This is a genomic window from Paenibacillus sp. IITD108 (genome assembly GCF_036541265.1).
GTDB lineage: Bacteria > Bacillota > Bacilli > Paenibacillales > Paenibacillaceae > Pristimantibacillus.
Window position 1 is genome coordinate 246,028 of the sequence record NZ_JAZHCT010000004.1, and the last position, 16,778, is coordinate 262,805.

Consider the following 16,778-nt stretch of genomic DNA (forward strand, 5'->3'; position numbering starts at 1 on the left):
ATATAAAAATAATGTACGTTATAATAGGTTAAGATTAACATCATTCGCATCACTTGGGGGTTTTATTATGTTTCGTCATCCAATCGGCATACTGCGAGCCGCAGGCATGCTGGATGGTTTATCGTTGCTAATATTACTGCTTATCGCGATGCCGCTAAAATATATGGGCGGTATTGATGCTGCGGTACGTATCGTTGGCAGTCTGCACGGTATTATATTCGTCGGATACGCGGCTGCTATTATTTATGCTGCTATCCGGATTCAATGGAGCATTGTTTGGTCCCTTGTCGCCTTTTTGGCCGCATTTATACCGTTTGGCAACTTTATTTTAGATATTAAGCTAAAAAAAGTGCAAGCGAGCTACGAGGTTAAGCCATTTAATACGATTTACCTGATTTACTGTGTCGTCTTTTTCTCATTTTTTGATTTATTTTCACAGCTGCCTGTCATGAGTACATTTGCTGAATCCTTGGGCGCCTCGCCACTTGTCGCTGGTCTTGCTGTTGGCATGTATTCCTTCTCCAACACATTCGGCAATATTTTATCAGGTGTACTGACAGATCGCCGCAATCCTTTCATTATATTGCTGACCGGATTGTTCATGACAAGCGGCGCACTGCTGCTGTACGGGGTCATTCAAGATACGACCACCTTGCTTATTATCCGATTTATCCACGGCTTTGTTGGGGGCTTAATTGTTCCTGCAGCCTTCACGTATCTGGCCAATAGCTCAGAAGGACAAAAGCGCGGCAAAAACAGTGCTATATCTGGAGCCTTCGTCGGTATTGCAGCGATCGTCGGTCCGGCCTTCAGCGGCATTATGGCAAGCCGCACTAGTGTGCCATCCGTGTTTGCGGTCGTCGCGATCAGCGGCTTTTTGCTTACTATTATCGTTTACATCGCATTGAAATCCAAAGCGCCTGTCATACGCAAGAAGAAGGCCGCTGTCCGCATCCCGCTCCGCACCTTTTTTATGAATAAAGGCATTATGACGGCCTATAGCGGCGCCTTTTTCCTAATGTTCTCGCAAGGCTGTCTGGCCTATTTGTTACCGCTGCATGTCCAGTCGCTTGGCTTTGATTCCAGGCTTAGCGGAACATTAATGAGCATGTTCGGTGTTGTTGCGGTGCTTGTCTTTATTTTGCCAACGAATCGCATATTTGACAAGGTATCTCCAATTTATACTCTATCGCTTGGCATATGTCTAATGGGCGCGGGGCAGCTGTTCATTAGCCAGGGGCATTCAAGCATGATACTATATGCAGCTCTTTCCTGCTACGGCATCGGCTTTGCGCTGCTGTTCCCATCTCTTAACTCTGTGCTCATCGACGCCACTACTGAGGATATTCGAGGCAAGGCTTATGGATATTTCTATGCTTTCTTCTCGCTTGGCGTAGTTGCCGGATCTGCATTAATTGGCTGGCTGCCGACCGATGTAATAGGCGGTTTTATTATTACTGGCGTTATTCTCATCTCATACTCTGCGCTTGTGTTAATCGTATCGCGCTCCAAAGTTGCGATTGCCAAACACCAGCAGGAAAATTAAATCTGGCAGGCGCATTGTACCGTTCTTGTGACACATCATTTCGCGGAGAATTGTTTTTCACCGTACAAAAAACCTGCACCGCCTAAGCTGAGCTGCTTAGGCAGATGCAGGTTTTATTTTTCCGATTTGCGTGTCTGAAACGGCTTTACGATTTTTCGCACAAAGTGGCACAGGGCGCGCCACAAACACGACCTTTTGTATGATTTTTCGTACAAAGTGACGCAGTGCAACCGCTAATAGCTGTATTTACACCCCATACAGCTTACACATGCAGCCACCATATCCCCGCACATTCAGGAACAACACTGGACTGGCTCTGCTTCACTTTCTCCGCCCACTCGTCCCCAAAGAAAAATTGCGTAAGCTCAAGCGCTTGCTGCACACTCTCAAACTGATAATCCATTCGGATCCAGCGATGAGCGAAGCCATATTCCTCCTGCAGCCGTTTGTAATATCCTTTCAGCATATCCGGAGGATTCGGTGCAGTCTCTCCCGTACCCATCGTTTCGAAAATAATTATAGTGCCGCCAGGTCGCAAAATACGCTTCATTTCCGCAATCGTTTCCTGCAAATTAAGCGCTCCATCCTTTACCTCGTCATTGGCAATATAAGCAACAGTCCAGCCTGCAACTACCAAATCCGCGCTATTATCCTTGATCGGCAAATAACGATGGTCCGCAATATGCGTCTGCCAATTTCTCAACCCTTTCTGCTTCAATCGCTCTGCTGTAACAGCCAGCATCTCAGCGGAAGCATCCAGCGCAATAACAGATTTCACTAATGGAGCAAGCGCAACAGTCAGCCGTCCTGTACCTGCACCAACATCCACGACATACAGCCCTTTCAGCGGCTTTATTTCCTCGATTACGTCATGAAGCAGCGGCTGCTTGGAAATAAGCAGATGATATTTTTCTGCTTCCTCTACATAAATACGTGCATGATCAGTCATTCTTTTTCCTCCTTATGCCAGCGTGCAGCCAGCAGTTCAGCTTTGTTTTCAGCTCCTAGCATAAGGGTTCTCGTAACGGAAAGGTCAATACCATTATCGGATAGGAATAGCATATATAATATGCAAATGCTCATTGAGCCTTTGCCATTTGGTCACATATCTGCGCTGCTCCAGCACCTCGATAAGCTTTTCCAAATGAATGTAGGATTCACCGCTGCACGGCAGCTTCTCATAAGCTCCGCTATACATGAGATCGGCAATACAAATACGCCCATGCGGCTTAAGCACTCTGCGCATTTCCTCGATGGCAAGCACCTGCTGCTGCTCAGACAAATGATGAAAGGCAAAGCTTGTCACTGCAAAATCAAATTGTTCCCCCAAATAAGGCAGCGCCAAAAAATTGCCCAGCTTCGTTTCCATCTCAGGCAGCTTTTCGCGGCAGCGCTTCAGCATTTCCTTCGATTGATCGACACCGGCCATTAGCGCCCCGCGTTCAATCAGTTTCTTGGCCAAATTACCCGTGCCGGTGCCAATATCGAGCCCCCGCTCGCCAGCAAGCGGCGCAACCCATTGCACGGTTAATGCCAGCGCAGCCTCGTAATCACGGTACTTGGCCTCCGCGTGCTTGACACGCTCATCATGCTCTACAGCCTGTTTATCAAAATTCCATCTGTCCTGCCAGTTGCTGCGCTGATCTCTAAGCCGTTTGGACCGCTCCGCCAGCTGGTAAATATCCTCGAGCGGAAGCCTGGCCTTGGTGCGGACCACTTGGATCATATGATCCGTCATCTCGATCGTTCCGCGAATTTCAAGCCATTTCGCAAACATTACCGAGCGCTGCAGCTCCAAATAATACAGCAGCTCCTCGTAATCATCGCCTTCTATATTAGCTAAAGCCTGTTTAATATCCTCGATCGTCATGCCAGATTCACGCAAAGCAATTATCGTCTGCAAACGCCAGACATCCTTTTCCTGAAAAATCCGATACTGATTATGCTTATCCTTGGCAGGATCAATCAATCCCTTCTCTTCATAGAAACGAATCGCCCGCGCCGATATATTCAGCCGTCTTGCCGCTTCTTTAATATGCATGCTGCATCACCTCATTCACTTGCCTACATTAAACGTTAACGTAACGGAAATGTAAAGAGGCTTATTCTATTTCTTTATAAGCAATCCTTTCTTGCGGACAGCCGCAACCTTTCCAGCAGCATGATCGTCTGCTTTTCAAAAGGAGGAATGATCCAACCCATGAAGCTGCGCAAACCAATAATAGTAACAATAGTAGCTGCTGCAATATTAGCTGCCGGAATTTTCATCGCATATAAAACGTATGAAAACTTGTTTCGCCAATTTCAAAGCCTTACGGTAGAGATTGTAAACCAATCCAAACTTGATATTGTAAAAGTAGAAACAGGCTTATTAAGCGGTACGCCCGCACAGCCTGGCGAGTCAAAGCATTCCTTTGAACAAACGATTGCCAGCGGGAAAAAAGCAAAAATCATTCCGAAGCTGAAGTTTTTCGGCGAAGGCTCCATTTATATGGAATTTACAGACTCCAACGGGAAAACAACGAAAAAAACCGTTTGCTCTTACACCGAAAGTGCTTCCGGTTATTCAACGGTTACGATTACAGACAAACAGATAACGGTTGAGGAGCATTGTATATAACTTATCCGGAACGGGGGGATTATATGAACCTGTCTCGCCTAGCTTTAACCTTGTTTATTGCGCTGGCGCTAGTTGCCGCTGGCTGCAGTAAATCATCGCCAACGCCTGACCTTGCTCCGCAAAAAGTGCAAGAGCTGTACCCTGGCGATCTAAAGCAGGTAGATTCTATCGAAATTCGCAGCGGCTCCACCGGTGAGCTCAAAACGTATTCTGACCGTGAGCAAATTCAGCAATGGCTGAGTTCTATAGCAAACATCGTCATAACGCCTGAAGCTGATCAAGAAGGCAGTGTCGGCACTTTATTTTCGGTTTACTTATTCGAAAATAAACAACTGCGGCTTACATTTACAAACAACTCTATCCGTAACGTGTATTACGTTTCCAACAACGAGCTGCTCGAAGCCATAAAGTCTCTCTTTGAAGATGCCGGTTCATAATGGCACCGCAATTAACAAAACCGTTAGACGCTAAATCCCCCCCCCCCCAAGAGTTAGATACCATCTAGCTGTTGGCGGTTCAAGCGCTTCTGGCGGTTTTTTGTTGTATGTCTAGTTCATTTTGTTCATTTCCCTCCTCCGAAAGGTGCTTTTTCCAAAAACATGACATGGAAGCATTTACAACAAATTTAGCACATGCTATATTAAATGAAACCATGGTTTCAAATAATGAAACGAAATACTCATTTCATAGGAGGCATACGATGAAACTGTTAACTTTTACAGAAAACGAGCAAAACCGGCTGGGCATCTTTACAGAGCAAGGCGTCCTGCATGTCGACCGGGCAGCAGCAGCGCTTTATCCACAAGGGCATACCATTCCGCTTCAAGTCATGGATGCAATCTCTGCAGGCAATTCGGCAATCGAACAGCTGCAGCAGCTTGCGGCTGATACACTTGCATCTCCGGAAGCAAGCATGTATTTGTCCTCGCAATCCGATCTGGAGCTAGAGCCTTGTGTTACAAATCCCGGTAAAATCATTTGCGTCGGACTGAACTACCGTAAACACGCGGAGGAAACGAATGCTCCTATTCCAAGCTTCCCTATATTATTTAATAAATTTTCCAATACTCTGACTGCCGATGGCAAAGACGTGACTCTCCCTTCTGCTGTCACTTCTCAAGTCGACTACGAAGCAGAGCTTGTTATCGTCATTGGCAAAACAGCCAAAAATGTCGACAAGGCTAATGCGCTTGACCATGTGTTTGGCTATTGCTGCGTCAACGATCTCTCTGCCCGCGATTTGCAAATGCGCACCAGCCAGTGGCTGCTGGGAAAATGCTGCGACGGCTTCAGCCCGCTTGGGCCTTATTTGGTTACGGCTGACGAAGTTGGCAATCCGAATGATTTGCAAATCAAATGCACTGTTAATGGCGAGGTGCGCCAAAACTCCAATACTTCCGATATGATTTTCCATTGCGACGAGATTGTCAGCTATATTTCCAAGCATATGACCCTATCTCCTGGTGATATTATTTTGACTGGAACACCGGAAGGCGTCGTCCTCGGCTATCCAGAAGATAAGCAGGTATGGCTCAAGGACGGAGATATCGTTACGATAGAAATTGAAAAGCTTGGCTCTCTGACGAATCGTATGGTCGATCCTTCATAATTCAATTCTTTTAAAGGAGATGAGCACAATGTCACAACCTATTCATACTGAGCTAGCACCACAATTTCCGCTGCCTTTCTCGCAGGCGCTGAGATCAGGAGATTTTGTCTATGTATCCGGCCAAGTAGGCGTTGACCCGCAAACACGGCAAGTTGCAGGTTCCACCATTGAAGAGCAAACGGCACAAGCGCTGCGCAATATTGAAACCATATTACAGGCTGCCGGACTTACTCTAGATCATATCGTTAAAATGAACGCTTTTCTTTCGAAATACGAGGATTTCCCTGGTTATAACCGCACTTATTCAGAAATGATCAAGCAGCCTTTCCCTACCCGCACTTCTATTCAATGCGGCATAGGCGACTATTTGGTTGAAATCGATGCTATTGCCTATGCTCCGAGCGTTCGGGGAGGACATTCATGAAGCCTTTAACAATCGCTGTCGCTGGTATTTTGCATGAAACCAACACATTTGCTCCCGGATTGACAACCGCAGAGCATTTTTCAAAGGAGCGCAGCACAACAAAGGAAATGTTTGAGCAGCGCTATCTTGGCACACGAACCTCAATGGGCGGCGTACTGGACGCTGCCAAGCAACACGGCGTTCAGCTTGAGGTCGGCTTATATACAACGACTACACCCAGTGGCATGATTGAAGCGGGCAGTGCCGAGCTGCTGCTTGGCGAACTTGTGCAATCGCTGCCGGAGCATATCGACGGCCTTGTCGTTATCGCACATGGCGCTATGGTTTCCGAGCAATATCCCGACTTCGAGGGAGAGTGTTTAAGTCGGCTGCGAGCCAAGCTTGGAGATAAGCTTCCAATCGCAATGACGCTCGATTTGCACGCTAATGTAAGCCAGGAGATGGGACAGCTGGCCGATATTATCGTAGGCTATGATACATATCCACATGTGGATATGTACGAACGAGCGGTCGAGGCCTTTCATCTGCTTGTGAATATGATTAATGGGGATATCTCACCAGTGCGATGTGTGAAGCATACGCAAATGCTTGTCGTGCCGCAAGCGATGATGACTGAAGAAGGCAGCATGAAGATATTAATGGACCGCGCTTTTGCAATGGAGGAGTTAGAGTCGGTACTTAACGTAACGGTTATCGGCGGCTTTCCATACAGCGATGTGGTGGATGCCGGGATGTCTTTTATCGTTACAACTGACAATAATCAGGAGCTTGCCAACAAGCTCGCTGCCGAGCTCGTCGATTTGGCGGTTAGCATGAAGGAATCATTCGCTATCGATCAGCTCACACCAGCAGAAGCCATTTCTATCGCCCTCGCTGAGCGGGAAGGCCCTGTTATATTGGTGGAGGGCTCCGACAATGTCGGGGGCGGCGCCCCTGCTGATGCAACCTACTTGCTGGAGGAGCTTGTTTCTATCGATCAGCCTGCCTTAATTGTAATAAAGGATGAAGAGGCCGTGCAGTATGCTGCGGCTCTAGGCATCGGCGGCGATTTCAAAGCACATATAGGCGGGAAAAGCGACCGGTTGCATGGCGATCCCGTTGAAGTAACAGGAAAAGTCAAACTATTATTCGATGGCAACTATCGGCATGCGGGTCCCTATATGACCGGGCAAATAGCAGCTATGGGTTTAACCGCTGTTATTGAATGCGGAAAGCTTACAGTCGTTTTAACAGAAAAACGCGTTCCACCTTGGGACATCGGCCATATTCAATATGCAGGACTGGATGCCAGCCGCTTTAAATTAATTGTGGTCAAATCAGCTATTGCCTGGCAAACCGCATTTGGGCCAATCGCTAAAAAGGTTCTCTTGGTCGATACGCCAGGCTGCTGCAGCGCGAACCTGCAACATATCGAATATAAGCATATTCGTAGACCAATCTACCCTTTCGACCCTATAAATCAACCCTAATATTAGGAGGCATTTTAAATGACTTACACGACCAAAGTCTCTGAGCAGCTGTTTGCCGAGTCCAAGCATTACTTGGCTGGCGGCGTCGCTTCCACCCTGCGCGCCTCGATGAAGCCTGCCCCGCTTTTCGTAGAATCGGGCAAGGGTGCTTATGTTACTGATGTAGACGGCAATCAATATATTGATTATTTGCTGGCATACGGACCTCTTATTCTGGGTCATGCCCATCCGGCTTTGGAGGAGGCGTTGAGCAAGGCATCCAAGCTAGGCTTTACGTACGGACTTCAGCATCGCGGCGAAATTGAACTCGCCAAGCTGCTTACCGAGATACTTCCTTGCGCTGAGCGGGTAGCCTTAAGCGGCTCCGGCACCGAAGCGGTAATGCTGGCGCTGCGCCTGTCTCGCGCTTATACAGGCAAAACAAAAGTGGTTCGCTTCCATGGCCATTTTCATGGCTGGTCCGATACGATCTTCACCTCTTTCCCAAGCACCGATATGAAGCAATCAGCTGTTTCAGCAGCAGCCTCTGATAGTGCCGTACCCGGTACGAATGGGCAAAGCAGCAGCAGCTTAGGCGATATTATTATGCTGCCTTGGAATGACGCGGCAGCGCTTGAAGCGCTGCTGGACAAAGAGCATCATACTATCGCTGCCGTCATTACTGAGCCAATCATGTGCAATAACGGCTGTATCCAGCCTAAGGATGGATATTTGCAAAAAATGAGAGAGTTGACGGCTAAATACGGCATTGTTATGATCATGGATGAGGTTATTACCGGCTTTAGACTCGGCACAAGCGGCGCACATGGCAAGTTTGGACTTAGCCCTGATCTGGTCACGATCGGCAAAGCGATGGGCGGCGGCATGGCCATTAGCGGCGTAGCCGGCAAATACGATATAATGAAGCTGATTGAAGATGGCACGGTCAGCCATCTTGGCACGCTTAACGGCAATTACGCGGCAACAGCCGCAGCTTTGGCAACTCTGCATGAGCTTGGCAAAGATAACGGAAGCAGCTATCATCGAATGGAGCAATTCATGAAGCAGCTTGCAGATGGGATTCGCACGCTGTTTGGCAAGCATCAAATACAAGGGCTTATCAATCACGTTGGCCCAGTCTTTCATATGATGTTTACCGATCAAAGCAGCGTTGAAGATTTTACAGCCTTCGGCAAGCGCGATGCTGCGAAATATACGAAATTTGCGGAGATCATGCTGGAGGAAGGCGTTCTTGTTCGCCCTAGCGGACTATGGTATATTTCCACGGTCCATAGCGAGGCAGACATCGAAGCTACCTTGCAGGCCGTTGATCGAGCGCTGGCCCGTCTCTAACTGATGCTGCAGCAGCTTCGCCTGGAATAAATGGAGGAATGTCATTTGAGCAAAGAAGCAGTCGAAAACACCGAACGATATATTATTCAATCTGTTGATAAGGCACTCGATTTAATTGAGCTTTTGGCCGAGCATGGCTCGCTTAATCTGATTGAGCTTACCAGCATGCTGGAGCAGCCCAAGTCCTCAACCTACCGTATTGTACTCACGCTTGAGAACCGGGGATACATTAGCAGAAGCGATGAGGACGGCAAATATTGTCTGGGGTATAAGCAGCTGATGCTGACGCGGAATTTGCTTGAAAGAAATACGCTGCGCACTGCCGCCATTTACGAAATGAAGAAGCTGTCAGAGCGTTATGGCGACACGGTCAATCTGGGTGTATTAGTTGATGGAAAGGTTCTTTACGTCGAAATCATCGAAAGCACGCATGCGCTTAGAATGATGGACTCTATCGGCTCGCGCTCCCCTTTTCATGCTACGGCAATGGGAAAAGCAATAGCCGCTTATATGGACAGCAAGGAAGTCGAGGGGCTTGTGCAAGTGTACGGCTTGCCCCCGCTTACACCAAATACAATCCAGTCCGTGCCGCAGCTGAAAGCAGCGCTCAAAAAAATTCAAACGGACGGTTATGCGCTTGATGACGAGGAAATTGTAGAAGGTGCACGCTGCGTTGCAGCAACTATATTCGATATGTATGGCAAACCGGCAGGAGCGATCAGCCTTTCGGGAGCCATGCATAGATTTAAGCCTGAGCTTCTGGCTGATATATCCGCCAATGTGCAAGAAGCGGCAGCTGCTATTTCACGAAAGCTCGGCTTTCAAGCTTAATTGCGTAACCGCCAGTTTTTGCGTTTAAAGTCGGCATATTTCAGACTGTTGAAAATTCATTTGGAAACTCTAACGAATGCTAGTAGCGCTATTATACCGAAAAAACTCATTATAAAAATGTAACGAATCCCAGCGTGCTTATTAGCTGTAAAACGCCGCCCAAATGAGCTTTTGTTCACAGATAGCACTTCTACGATGCGTTACAATTTCAAAAAGTACATTTTATGCGAAATAGCGCTTCTAGGATTCGTTACAAAATGAGCGGCTTACTGAGCTCTACATTTTAGCCAAACTAGTTTTCATCTACTCAATGCCCGTAATGGAGCAAATAATTCCGCCTTTTTTGACGTACGGCATTTCCGCCAGGCCCACAACGATCCCGAAGGAAGGAGCACCCAGCTTCTCCAATTCCTCGCCAAATATATTATAGATACTGCCGACATTATCGCCTTCCTCAACAATCTGCAGTAAGTCCACTGCCGGGATAAAGAAACCTTCAATGGACGCAAGCAAAGAAGCATCAAAATTGCCATCACCATTCAATCTTCGCTTAATAGCAGGGGCAGGCTCGAGCAGCCAGGCTTCAGGGCCAAGCAGCATACCCAAATGATGCATCAAGCGATAAGCGCCCCGCCTGTATTGTTCCTGTTCCGCACGTTTAATTCTGCGGCCGCCGCTCGCTTCTGTGTATAACCAGGGAATACCCCGCTGCATCGCTGCACTTACAGTGCGCCCCGGCCCAACCTGCGGATGAGCCCATATCGTCTCCATGCCGAACGCTTCTGCGGCAGCACAAGAACGTCTCCCTAACTCTTCTTCCTCATTATGATAATAGCCTACAAGCACCGGAATAGAAAATTCCATAGCGCCGCTATGAAGATCGAGCAAGAAATCCGCTTTCGCCAAAATATACTGATCCAAGTAATAAGCCAGTCTTTCCGTATAACTTCCCTCTGGTGAGCCTGGAAATGCTCTGGCGAGATTTTTGCCGTCTAGCGGTGTAATGCGTGAAATTTCTTCATAAGCAGGCAAGTTTACTACAGGCACCATCAATACCGTTCCGCGAATATGCTGCGGCTGCAAGGCATGAATAAGTTCAATAACAGTACGCACCCCGTCATATTCGTCACCATGAACAGCAGCCAAAATAAGTAAGGTCGGCCCTTGCTCTTCCCCTTTTACGATATGCAATGGAATTTCCCCGACTCTTTCCTCACATGGGAAAGTCAACATCACATCCTTAACCTGCCCCGGATTTACTGAATCCCAATCGAATAACTCTGCAGGAATACGTGGAATCGTCATCGTTATTCCCCTTAAACCAGTTTAAGTGACTGCATGAAGCTCCGGACCCTATCTTCTTGCTCAGCTGTCAGCCGCAGCGCATAATCTGGCGTAAAACTTCCAGCAAAACCGAGCAAGTTCATCGCATAGCTAAAGCCGGCGAATACACCCACACTTGCAAATACATCACGAAGCGCAATAATATCATCCAGGCAGCCGGAAGCCGTCGCCATATCATTATTCTTCAAACTTTCATACAACTGTTTATTAATAGTCGTCGTACACGAGAACATGCCGTCAAGCTGGCTCGTTAATCCATAACCGTAAGCCGCATCGAATACATCCAGGCCGCTGAACAATACCGAAAACCCCGGAGCATGCTGAGCCTTCTCGCGTTGCAGCACACGGGCTAAAGCCAAGTCTCCCGTCTTGATTCCTGCAATATTCGGATGCTTCATGAGCTCAATAGCTGTCGCCGCTTCAATCTTTGTCTTTGTTATAACCGGCAAATCATACATATACACAGGAAAATCAGACTCTGCCGCAATCCGTTCGAAATAAGCTCTAACCTCCATTTGCGTCAATCCAAAATAATAAGGTGTAGTCGCTACAACGCCGCTTAAAGCCATCCCTTTCAAACTTTCTATTCGTTCCATCACCCGTCCGATCGAATTGTCCATAACGCCAACCATGACCGGGCAATCAGACTGCGCCGCCTTTACCGCATCAGATGCGATCTGTGCCGTCCTTGCATATTCGGAGTTTTTAATTTGTGCTTGTATGCCCATCGAGCCCATTACCAACAATCCTGCCGCATTCCCACTCAACTGATCCTCAACATGTAAACTTAAACTCGAAGCAATGACGTTCCCCTGCTCATCAAGAGGCGTCCCAAGCGCTGGATAATACCCTGCCGACAATAAATGATTCATTCTTCATCCCCTACCATTTCCCAAAATTTTTCCTTACTGGACACCGATCCAATCCGATCCGTCCTACACAATGCTCTCCGGTATTTCCCCCGCTGCAAATTTCCGTTCGGCCGCTGCCAACGTTTTTCCATCATCGCCACATAATGTTTGCCAGTGTCCCGGAAACAAATCCTTTGCCGGCAACAGCTTCAATCTGCGTATACTGCAAGCAAGCTCCTCAAGCGAGAAATCTTCTGCCTGCTGCACAGCTATTCTTCCATTTGAAAATAGTACATCCCCGCAAAATAATGCAGCAAGCTGCGGGATGTAGATACTTATATGATCACGGCTATGCCCGGGTGTCGCAATAAAATGTAGCTCCAAGTCGCCGCAGCACAGTTTTTCCCCATTTTCAACCACGATGGTCGGTACGCAAGGCTCGTAGTGATAATCAGCCGGATAAATCCCTAGTTTCCGCGCTTTGCCAATCCCAAGCGTGTCTTCCCCGCCGCTCACCAACTCTGCCGTCAAACTTGAACAAACGACCTTCGCGCCGAATTGCTGTTGCAATATGGCAGCACCACCGGAATGATCCGCATGCGCATGTGTCAATACAAGCCATTCCAGCTTTTCGCCCGAAAATCCATGCTGCGCAAGATGATCAAGCAATATCTGCGTATTTCTTCCTCCTCCGCAATCAATCAATATCCCCTTATCACCAGCCTTTACATAGTAAATATTACAGTCATAGTCATCCGACATACGATTGCCTAACAATCCGCTTCCTACTAAATAAACACGCTCAGTCAGTTGCGCCATCGCGCCGCCTCCCCTTGAACATCAAGGCGCTAATCGAACCGGCTGACCGGTTTGACTGGACAAAATAATAGCTTCCGCCACCCGAACAGCTTCTTTCGCATCCTCTGGCAACAAAATAGGAGAAGGTGTGCTATCGCGCACGCATTGGTAGAAATGCTTCATTTCCTCAAAAATATAGCCTGCATAAGAATCATAAGCTTCATTCCATATATAGGAAGCCTTATGAACTACGCCGTGATCACTCCAAAATACAAGCGATTGATCAGGATCCTGAAAATGTATGCTGCCCTCCTCGCCGACAATCTCCATACGCACATCCATCTCCGCAGGCGCTTGCTCTGGAATGAGCCAATTATTCTCAATTACACCTATCGTCCCATCTGAAAAAGTAAGCATGGTCCATATTAAATCCGGTTCGTTCCCGGTGCCGCTGCTTGATCGGGCAAACACTTCAACAACCTCTGCTCCTGTCAACCAACGCTGCAGATCAATATCATGAATGCCGAGAATATACATTAGATTCGTACGCTCATATAACGAAAAATAACGACTCGGATTGTTCCGTCTCGAATAAATCGAGCGAATCCTGCCAAACTCGCCTTGCTGAACCGCTTGCCTTGCCGCAAGCATTCTAGGATCAAAACGCAGAACATGCCCCACCATAAGCAACCGCTTATTCCGCTTGGCAGTTTCAATCATCCGCTCAGCATCCTGCTCTGTAAGCGCCATTGGCTTCTCGACAAATACATGACAGCCTGCCTGTAAAGCTGCCAGAGCTGGTTCGACATGATGCAATTCGGGAGTAAGCACAATGACCGCATCCAGCTTCTCTGTGTCGATCATTTCCTGCCAGCTTGCATAGCAAGCACAGCCCCACTCTTCAGCCGTCTCCAGCCTTCTTGACTCGTTTAAATCTGCTGCAGCGACTAATTTTACATTTGAAAGCTGTTTCAAGCATTTCAGATGAAATTGTGAAAAGCGTCCTAACCCGATCATCCCCACTCGAATATGCGCTGCAGCTTGCTGATGCTCATGAATAACCATTGCACCATCCCTTTGTATAGTTATAATATGGTATTACCAATTAATATAGCATCAGTTCTTTGTTTTAGTCAATTTTATTTATGTCATGTTTTCCCTTTGCATTTAATTAGGCAAACGTTAAACTGTCTACTCATTGTGGATACGAGGACGCTTCATAGATTGAAGTATCCAGATAAGCATTGACCTTACCATGAGTATACAGTACTATAATTGGTAATACCATAATATAATAAGAAGGTGCTATTTTACATGATATCTACAGGTATATGGCATTTTGCAGACTCCTTGCCGGCCGTAGCGCCGCATAATCGCATTACACTTGGAGAAGGGCATACACCGCTTATTGCCAGCAGCTCCATTGGCCAAGAGCTGGGTTTGTCAAAGCTTTATTTTAAGCTGGAATCACTGAATCCAACCGGTTCCTACAAGGATCGCATCTCGGCAATGGCACTCTCCCTGGCCAAACAATCCGGTAAAACCGCCTGTATCGGCACCACCTCCGGCAATGCAGGCGCGTCTATCGCTGCCTACGCAGCCAAGGCAGGCATCCCTTATCATGTCTATGTCCAGGAAAATATTATTCCCGCCAAGCTGGAGCAAGTGCTTGTCCATCAACCGCATGTGTACAAGGTAAAAGGACTCGGCTTCGATCCGGCGATCGGCAACAAGGTTTTCGAACAGGTACGGGACAAGGCGGTTCGCAATAATTGGGAAGCTGTCATTACTGCTTTCGCCTATGCTCCGCTTGCTATGGAAGCTGTGCAAACAATCGCTTGGGAAATAGCCGATCAGCTTGGCATGCCCGATGCCGTCTTTGTCCCTGTTGGCGGAGGCGGGCTGTTCTCCGGCATATATAAAGGCTTTCAACAGATTTGCCAACAAAACAAAGCCAGTAAGCTTCCCCACATGGGTGCCTGCCAATCAGAAGGCTGCAGCAATTTAGTAAAAGGCTGGCAGCAAGGTTTGGGACAACCTGCAGCAGGAGCCTCGACATCTATGATTTCAGGCATTCAAGTGTCTAATCCGCCGGATGCAAACATTGCCTTCGAAGCGCTGGATTGCAGCGAGGGCGTGGGCTGCATCGTAGCCGATGAGGAAACATGGAAGTGGCAGCGTGAACTTGCAAGGCGGGAAGGCATTTATTGCGAACCTGCCGGAGCGATTTCACTGGCCGGTCTCGTTCAGGCTGTGGAAACAGGCCAAATTAACCGCACTGACAAAATAGTATGCATCATTAGCGGCGCAGGCTATAAGGATTTGGAGCAGCAGCGACTAATGGTTCGGGGAACAGCAGCCAATATCCCTCTGTATGACGCCGACCAGTTGTAGAACCTCATTCTACTTACAATCAATCGACATTCTCAAATTGTTGGCTATAATGATAATGTAGAGGAGGTTCTGCAAATTGAAACAACCATTAGCAAGTGAAGTCAAATCATTAAGCTGGATCGTAAGCGACCGCATTAAACAATATATGATGGATCAGCAGTTGAAGCCTGGCGACCGGCTGCCTCCGGAACGCGCACTGTCTGAAGCTTTGGCAGTAAGTCGTCCTGTCGTCAGAGAAGCGCTCAGCCATCTGGAAACACTCGGATTAATCGAGAAGCATCAAGGACGGGGATTATTTGTCAAAGAGCAAAATTTATCTCGTCTATTCCAAGAAATGCTCCCCCCCAATTATGACAAACAGACCTTTAAGCAGTTGGTTGAATTTCGCTTTATGATTGAACAAGCCGCGCTTAGCCATATTATGAACCATATTCAGAAGGAGCAGCTTAAGCCTTTATACAAGATCATAGAGCAATCTGAAGACAATATCAGCGATTCAGAGTTTGTAAGACTGGATCATGAATTGCATCGTCGGCTTATCCAGCTTTCATCCAATCCGTATTTAGTTGAATTGACCACTGTGATTGACAATTTTTTTGCGCTTATCGAACAACCACTCCGTGACAAGGCACTTTCTATAGAAGAACGCAACCAGTCCATTGGACAGCATCGTCAATTACTTGATTTCATAGAGCAAGGACAAAAAGGCAGGGCGATTGAACTGCTTGAGAAGCATCTGCTGCTCAGTTACTCTCACTTCTAAAATGGAACTGAAGAAATGTTGACATATAATAGTGGTCGGGAAGCTCCAACTTTATCGTAGTATCGCTTCACCATTTTATGCTGAATAGGAGAAAGCGGAATTATGTCACTTGAGCCTATAGTACGCACTAGTCTAAAAGAACAAGCAATCGCCAAAATCCGCGAATTTATTACAGACGGAAGCTTTAGTGCGGGACATCGCTTCTACAGCGAGAAGGAACTGATAGAGCGGCTGGAAATGAGCCGAACGGTTATAAGAGAAGCACTTCAGTCGCTGGAAACAATTGGACTCCTCCAAATCAAGCCAGGTGACGGCATCTATGTATCGGAAGCTTCGATTAGCCATATTGTAGATCAAGTGTCCTTCGGCTGGACACAAAACCCTGCGCGTATGCATGAGCTGCTCGAAACGAGAATCATGCTGGAGAAAGCCGCGCTTGAGCTGATCCTTTCACGGTCACAGCCAATCGCATTAGACACGTTAGACCGTATTAATGCACAGATGGCCGCCGCAATCGAGAATGGCGAATCGATCATCGAACTGGATATCGCTTTTCACCGTTCCCTCTTTCAGTTGACCGGCAATGCTACCTTTCAGGAGTTAAGTGAGGTTATAAGCGCATTTTTTCACGATTGGCGCGATCAGCTTCTGGATAAAGAGTCCGGCTATATTACACTTCGCGACCATGAGGAAATTACGAAAGCTATTGCAAAAAAAAATATAGCCGCAGCAAAAACGTGGCTGGAACATCATTTATCCGTCTGGAAACGGCTGTTTGAACGATAGGAATGCCCCGA

17 protein-coding genes are annotated in these 16,778 nt (G+C 47.4%); 11 read left to right on the forward strand and 6 right to left on the reverse strand.

What is annotated here, in order from left to right:
• The first annotated feature begins 67 nt into the window (after positions 1-67).
• Positions 68-1,546, forward strand: a complete 1,479-nt coding sequence (locus V1L65_RS05365) for an MFS transporter (RefSeq protein WP_331698046.1) — start codon at positions 68-70, stop codon at positions 1,544-1,546.
• A gap of 262 nt (positions 1,547-1,808) precedes the next feature.
• Here V1L65_RS05365 and V1L65_RS05370 read toward each other — a convergent pair whose 3' ends face one another.
• Together V1L65_RS05370 and V1L65_RS05375 are read right to left on the reverse strand one after the other, a co-directional pair.
• A complete protein-coding gene (locus tag V1L65_RS05370) occupies positions 1,809-2,495 on the reverse strand; it encodes a class I SAM-dependent methyltransferase (RefSeq protein ID WP_331698047.1) in 687 nt (228 codons plus the stop codon).
• A 93-nt stretch (positions 2,496-2,588) separates the two neighbouring features.
• Positions 2,589-3,587, reverse strand: a complete 999-nt coding sequence (locus V1L65_RS05375) for a MerR family transcriptional regulator (protein ID WP_331698048.1) — start codon at positions 3,585-3,587, stop codon at positions 2,589-2,591.
• Positions 3,588-3,746: 159 nt separating this feature from the next.
• Here V1L65_RS05375 and V1L65_RS05380 point away from each other — a divergent pair, with 159 nt between their 5' ends.
• The 7 genes from V1L65_RS05380 to V1L65_RS05410 all read left to right on the forward strand — a co-directional run bounded on the left by V1L65_RS05380 (position 3,747) and on the right by V1L65_RS05410 (position 9,831).
• The gene (locus V1L65_RS05380; RefSeq protein WP_331698049.1) at positions 3,747-4,166 is read left to right on the forward strand and encodes a hypothetical protein; all 420 of its coding nucleotides are present in this window, start codon (positions 3,747-3,749) and stop codon (positions 4,164-4,166) included.
• A gap of 23 nt (positions 4,167-4,189) precedes the next feature.
• Positions 4,190-4,603 carry a hypothetical protein gene (locus tag V1L65_RS05385; protein WP_331698050.1) on the forward strand — a complete coding sequence of 138 codons (414 nt, stop codon included), beginning with the start codon at positions 4,190-4,192 and terminating at the stop codon, positions 4,601-4,603.
• Between the two features lie 263 nt (positions 4,604-4,866).
• Positions 4,867-5,775 carry a fumarylacetoacetate hydrolase family protein gene (locus tag V1L65_RS05390; RefSeq protein WP_331698051.1) on the forward strand — a complete coding sequence of 303 codons (909 nt, stop codon included), beginning with the start codon at positions 4,867-4,869 and terminating at the stop codon, positions 5,773-5,775.
• A 28-nt stretch (positions 5,776-5,803) separates the two neighbouring features.
• The gene (locus V1L65_RS05395) at positions 5,804-6,199 is read left to right on the forward strand and encodes a RidA family protein (RefSeq protein WP_331698052.1); all 396 of its coding nucleotides are present in this window, start codon (positions 5,804-5,806) and stop codon (positions 6,197-6,199) included.
• Positions 6,196-7,668, forward strand: a complete 1,473-nt coding sequence (locus V1L65_RS05400; protein WP_331698053.1) for a M81 family metallopeptidase — start codon at positions 6,196-6,198, stop codon at positions 7,666-7,668. The genes V1L65_RS05395 and V1L65_RS05400 overlap by 4 nt, the downstream gene beginning before the upstream one ends.
• An 18-nt stretch (positions 7,669-7,686) precedes the next feature.
• Positions 7,687-9,000, forward strand: a complete 1,314-nt coding sequence (locus tag V1L65_RS05405; protein ID WP_331698054.1) for an aspartate aminotransferase family protein — start codon at positions 7,687-7,689, stop codon at positions 8,998-9,000.
• Positions 9,001-9,045: 45 nt separating this feature from the next.
• A complete protein-coding gene (locus V1L65_RS05410) occupies positions 9,046-9,831 on the forward strand; it encodes an IclR family transcriptional regulator (RefSeq protein ID WP_331698055.1) in 786 nt (261 codons plus the stop codon).
• A gap of 303 nt (positions 9,832-10,134) precedes the next feature.
• On the opposite strand, the gene V1L65_RS05415 is transcribed toward V1L65_RS05410, so the two are convergent.
• The 4 genes from V1L65_RS05415 to V1L65_RS05430 all read right to left on the reverse strand — a co-directional run bounded on the left by V1L65_RS05415 (position 10,135) and on the right by V1L65_RS05430 (position 13,889).
• The gene (locus tag V1L65_RS05415) at positions 10,135-11,136 is read right to left on the reverse strand and encodes a succinylglutamate desuccinylase/aspartoacylase family protein (RefSeq protein ID WP_331698056.1); all 1,002 of its coding nucleotides are present in this window, start codon (positions 11,134-11,136) and stop codon (positions 10,135-10,137) included.
• Between the two features lie 11 nt (positions 11,137-11,147).
• Positions 11,148-12,047 (reverse strand): dihydrodipicolinate synthase family protein, encoded by a 900-nt coding sequence (locus tag V1L65_RS05420; RefSeq protein ID WP_331698057.1) that lies wholly within the window; start codon positions 12,045-12,047, stop codon positions 11,148-11,150.
• 63 nt (positions 12,048-12,110) lie between these two features.
• Positions 12,111-12,845, reverse strand: coding sequence for an MBL fold metallo-hydrolase (locus tag V1L65_RS05425; RefSeq protein ID WP_331698058.1), 735 nt, complete (start codon positions 12,843-12,845; stop codon positions 12,111-12,113).
• Positions 12,846-12,866: 21 nt separating this feature from the next.
• A complete protein-coding gene (locus tag V1L65_RS05430) occupies positions 12,867-13,889 on the reverse strand; it encodes a Gfo/Idh/MocA family protein (protein ID WP_331698059.1) in 1,023 nt (340 codons plus the stop codon).
• A 249-nt stretch (positions 13,890-14,138) separates the two neighbouring features.
• Here V1L65_RS05430 and V1L65_RS05435 point away from each other — a divergent pair, with 249 nt between their 5' ends.
• From V1L65_RS05435 to V1L65_RS05445, 3 genes are all read left to right on the forward strand, one after another.
• Complete coding sequence (locus V1L65_RS05435; protein ID WP_331698060.1) at positions 14,139-15,218, forward strand: pyridoxal-phosphate dependent enzyme; 1,080 nt, start codon at positions 14,139-14,141, stop codon at positions 15,216-15,218.
• A 76-nt stretch (positions 15,219-15,294) separates the two neighbouring features.
• Entirely contained in the window at positions 15,295-15,981 is a 687-nt protein-coding gene (locus V1L65_RS05440; RefSeq protein WP_331698061.1) for a FadR/GntR family transcriptional regulator, read from the forward strand.
• 102 nt (positions 15,982-16,083) lie between these two features.
• Complete coding sequence (locus V1L65_RS05445) at positions 16,084-16,767, forward strand: FadR/GntR family transcriptional regulator (protein ID WP_331698062.1); 684 nt, start codon at positions 16,084-16,086, stop codon at positions 16,765-16,767.
• Positions 16,768-16,778 lie beyond the last annotated feature (11 nt).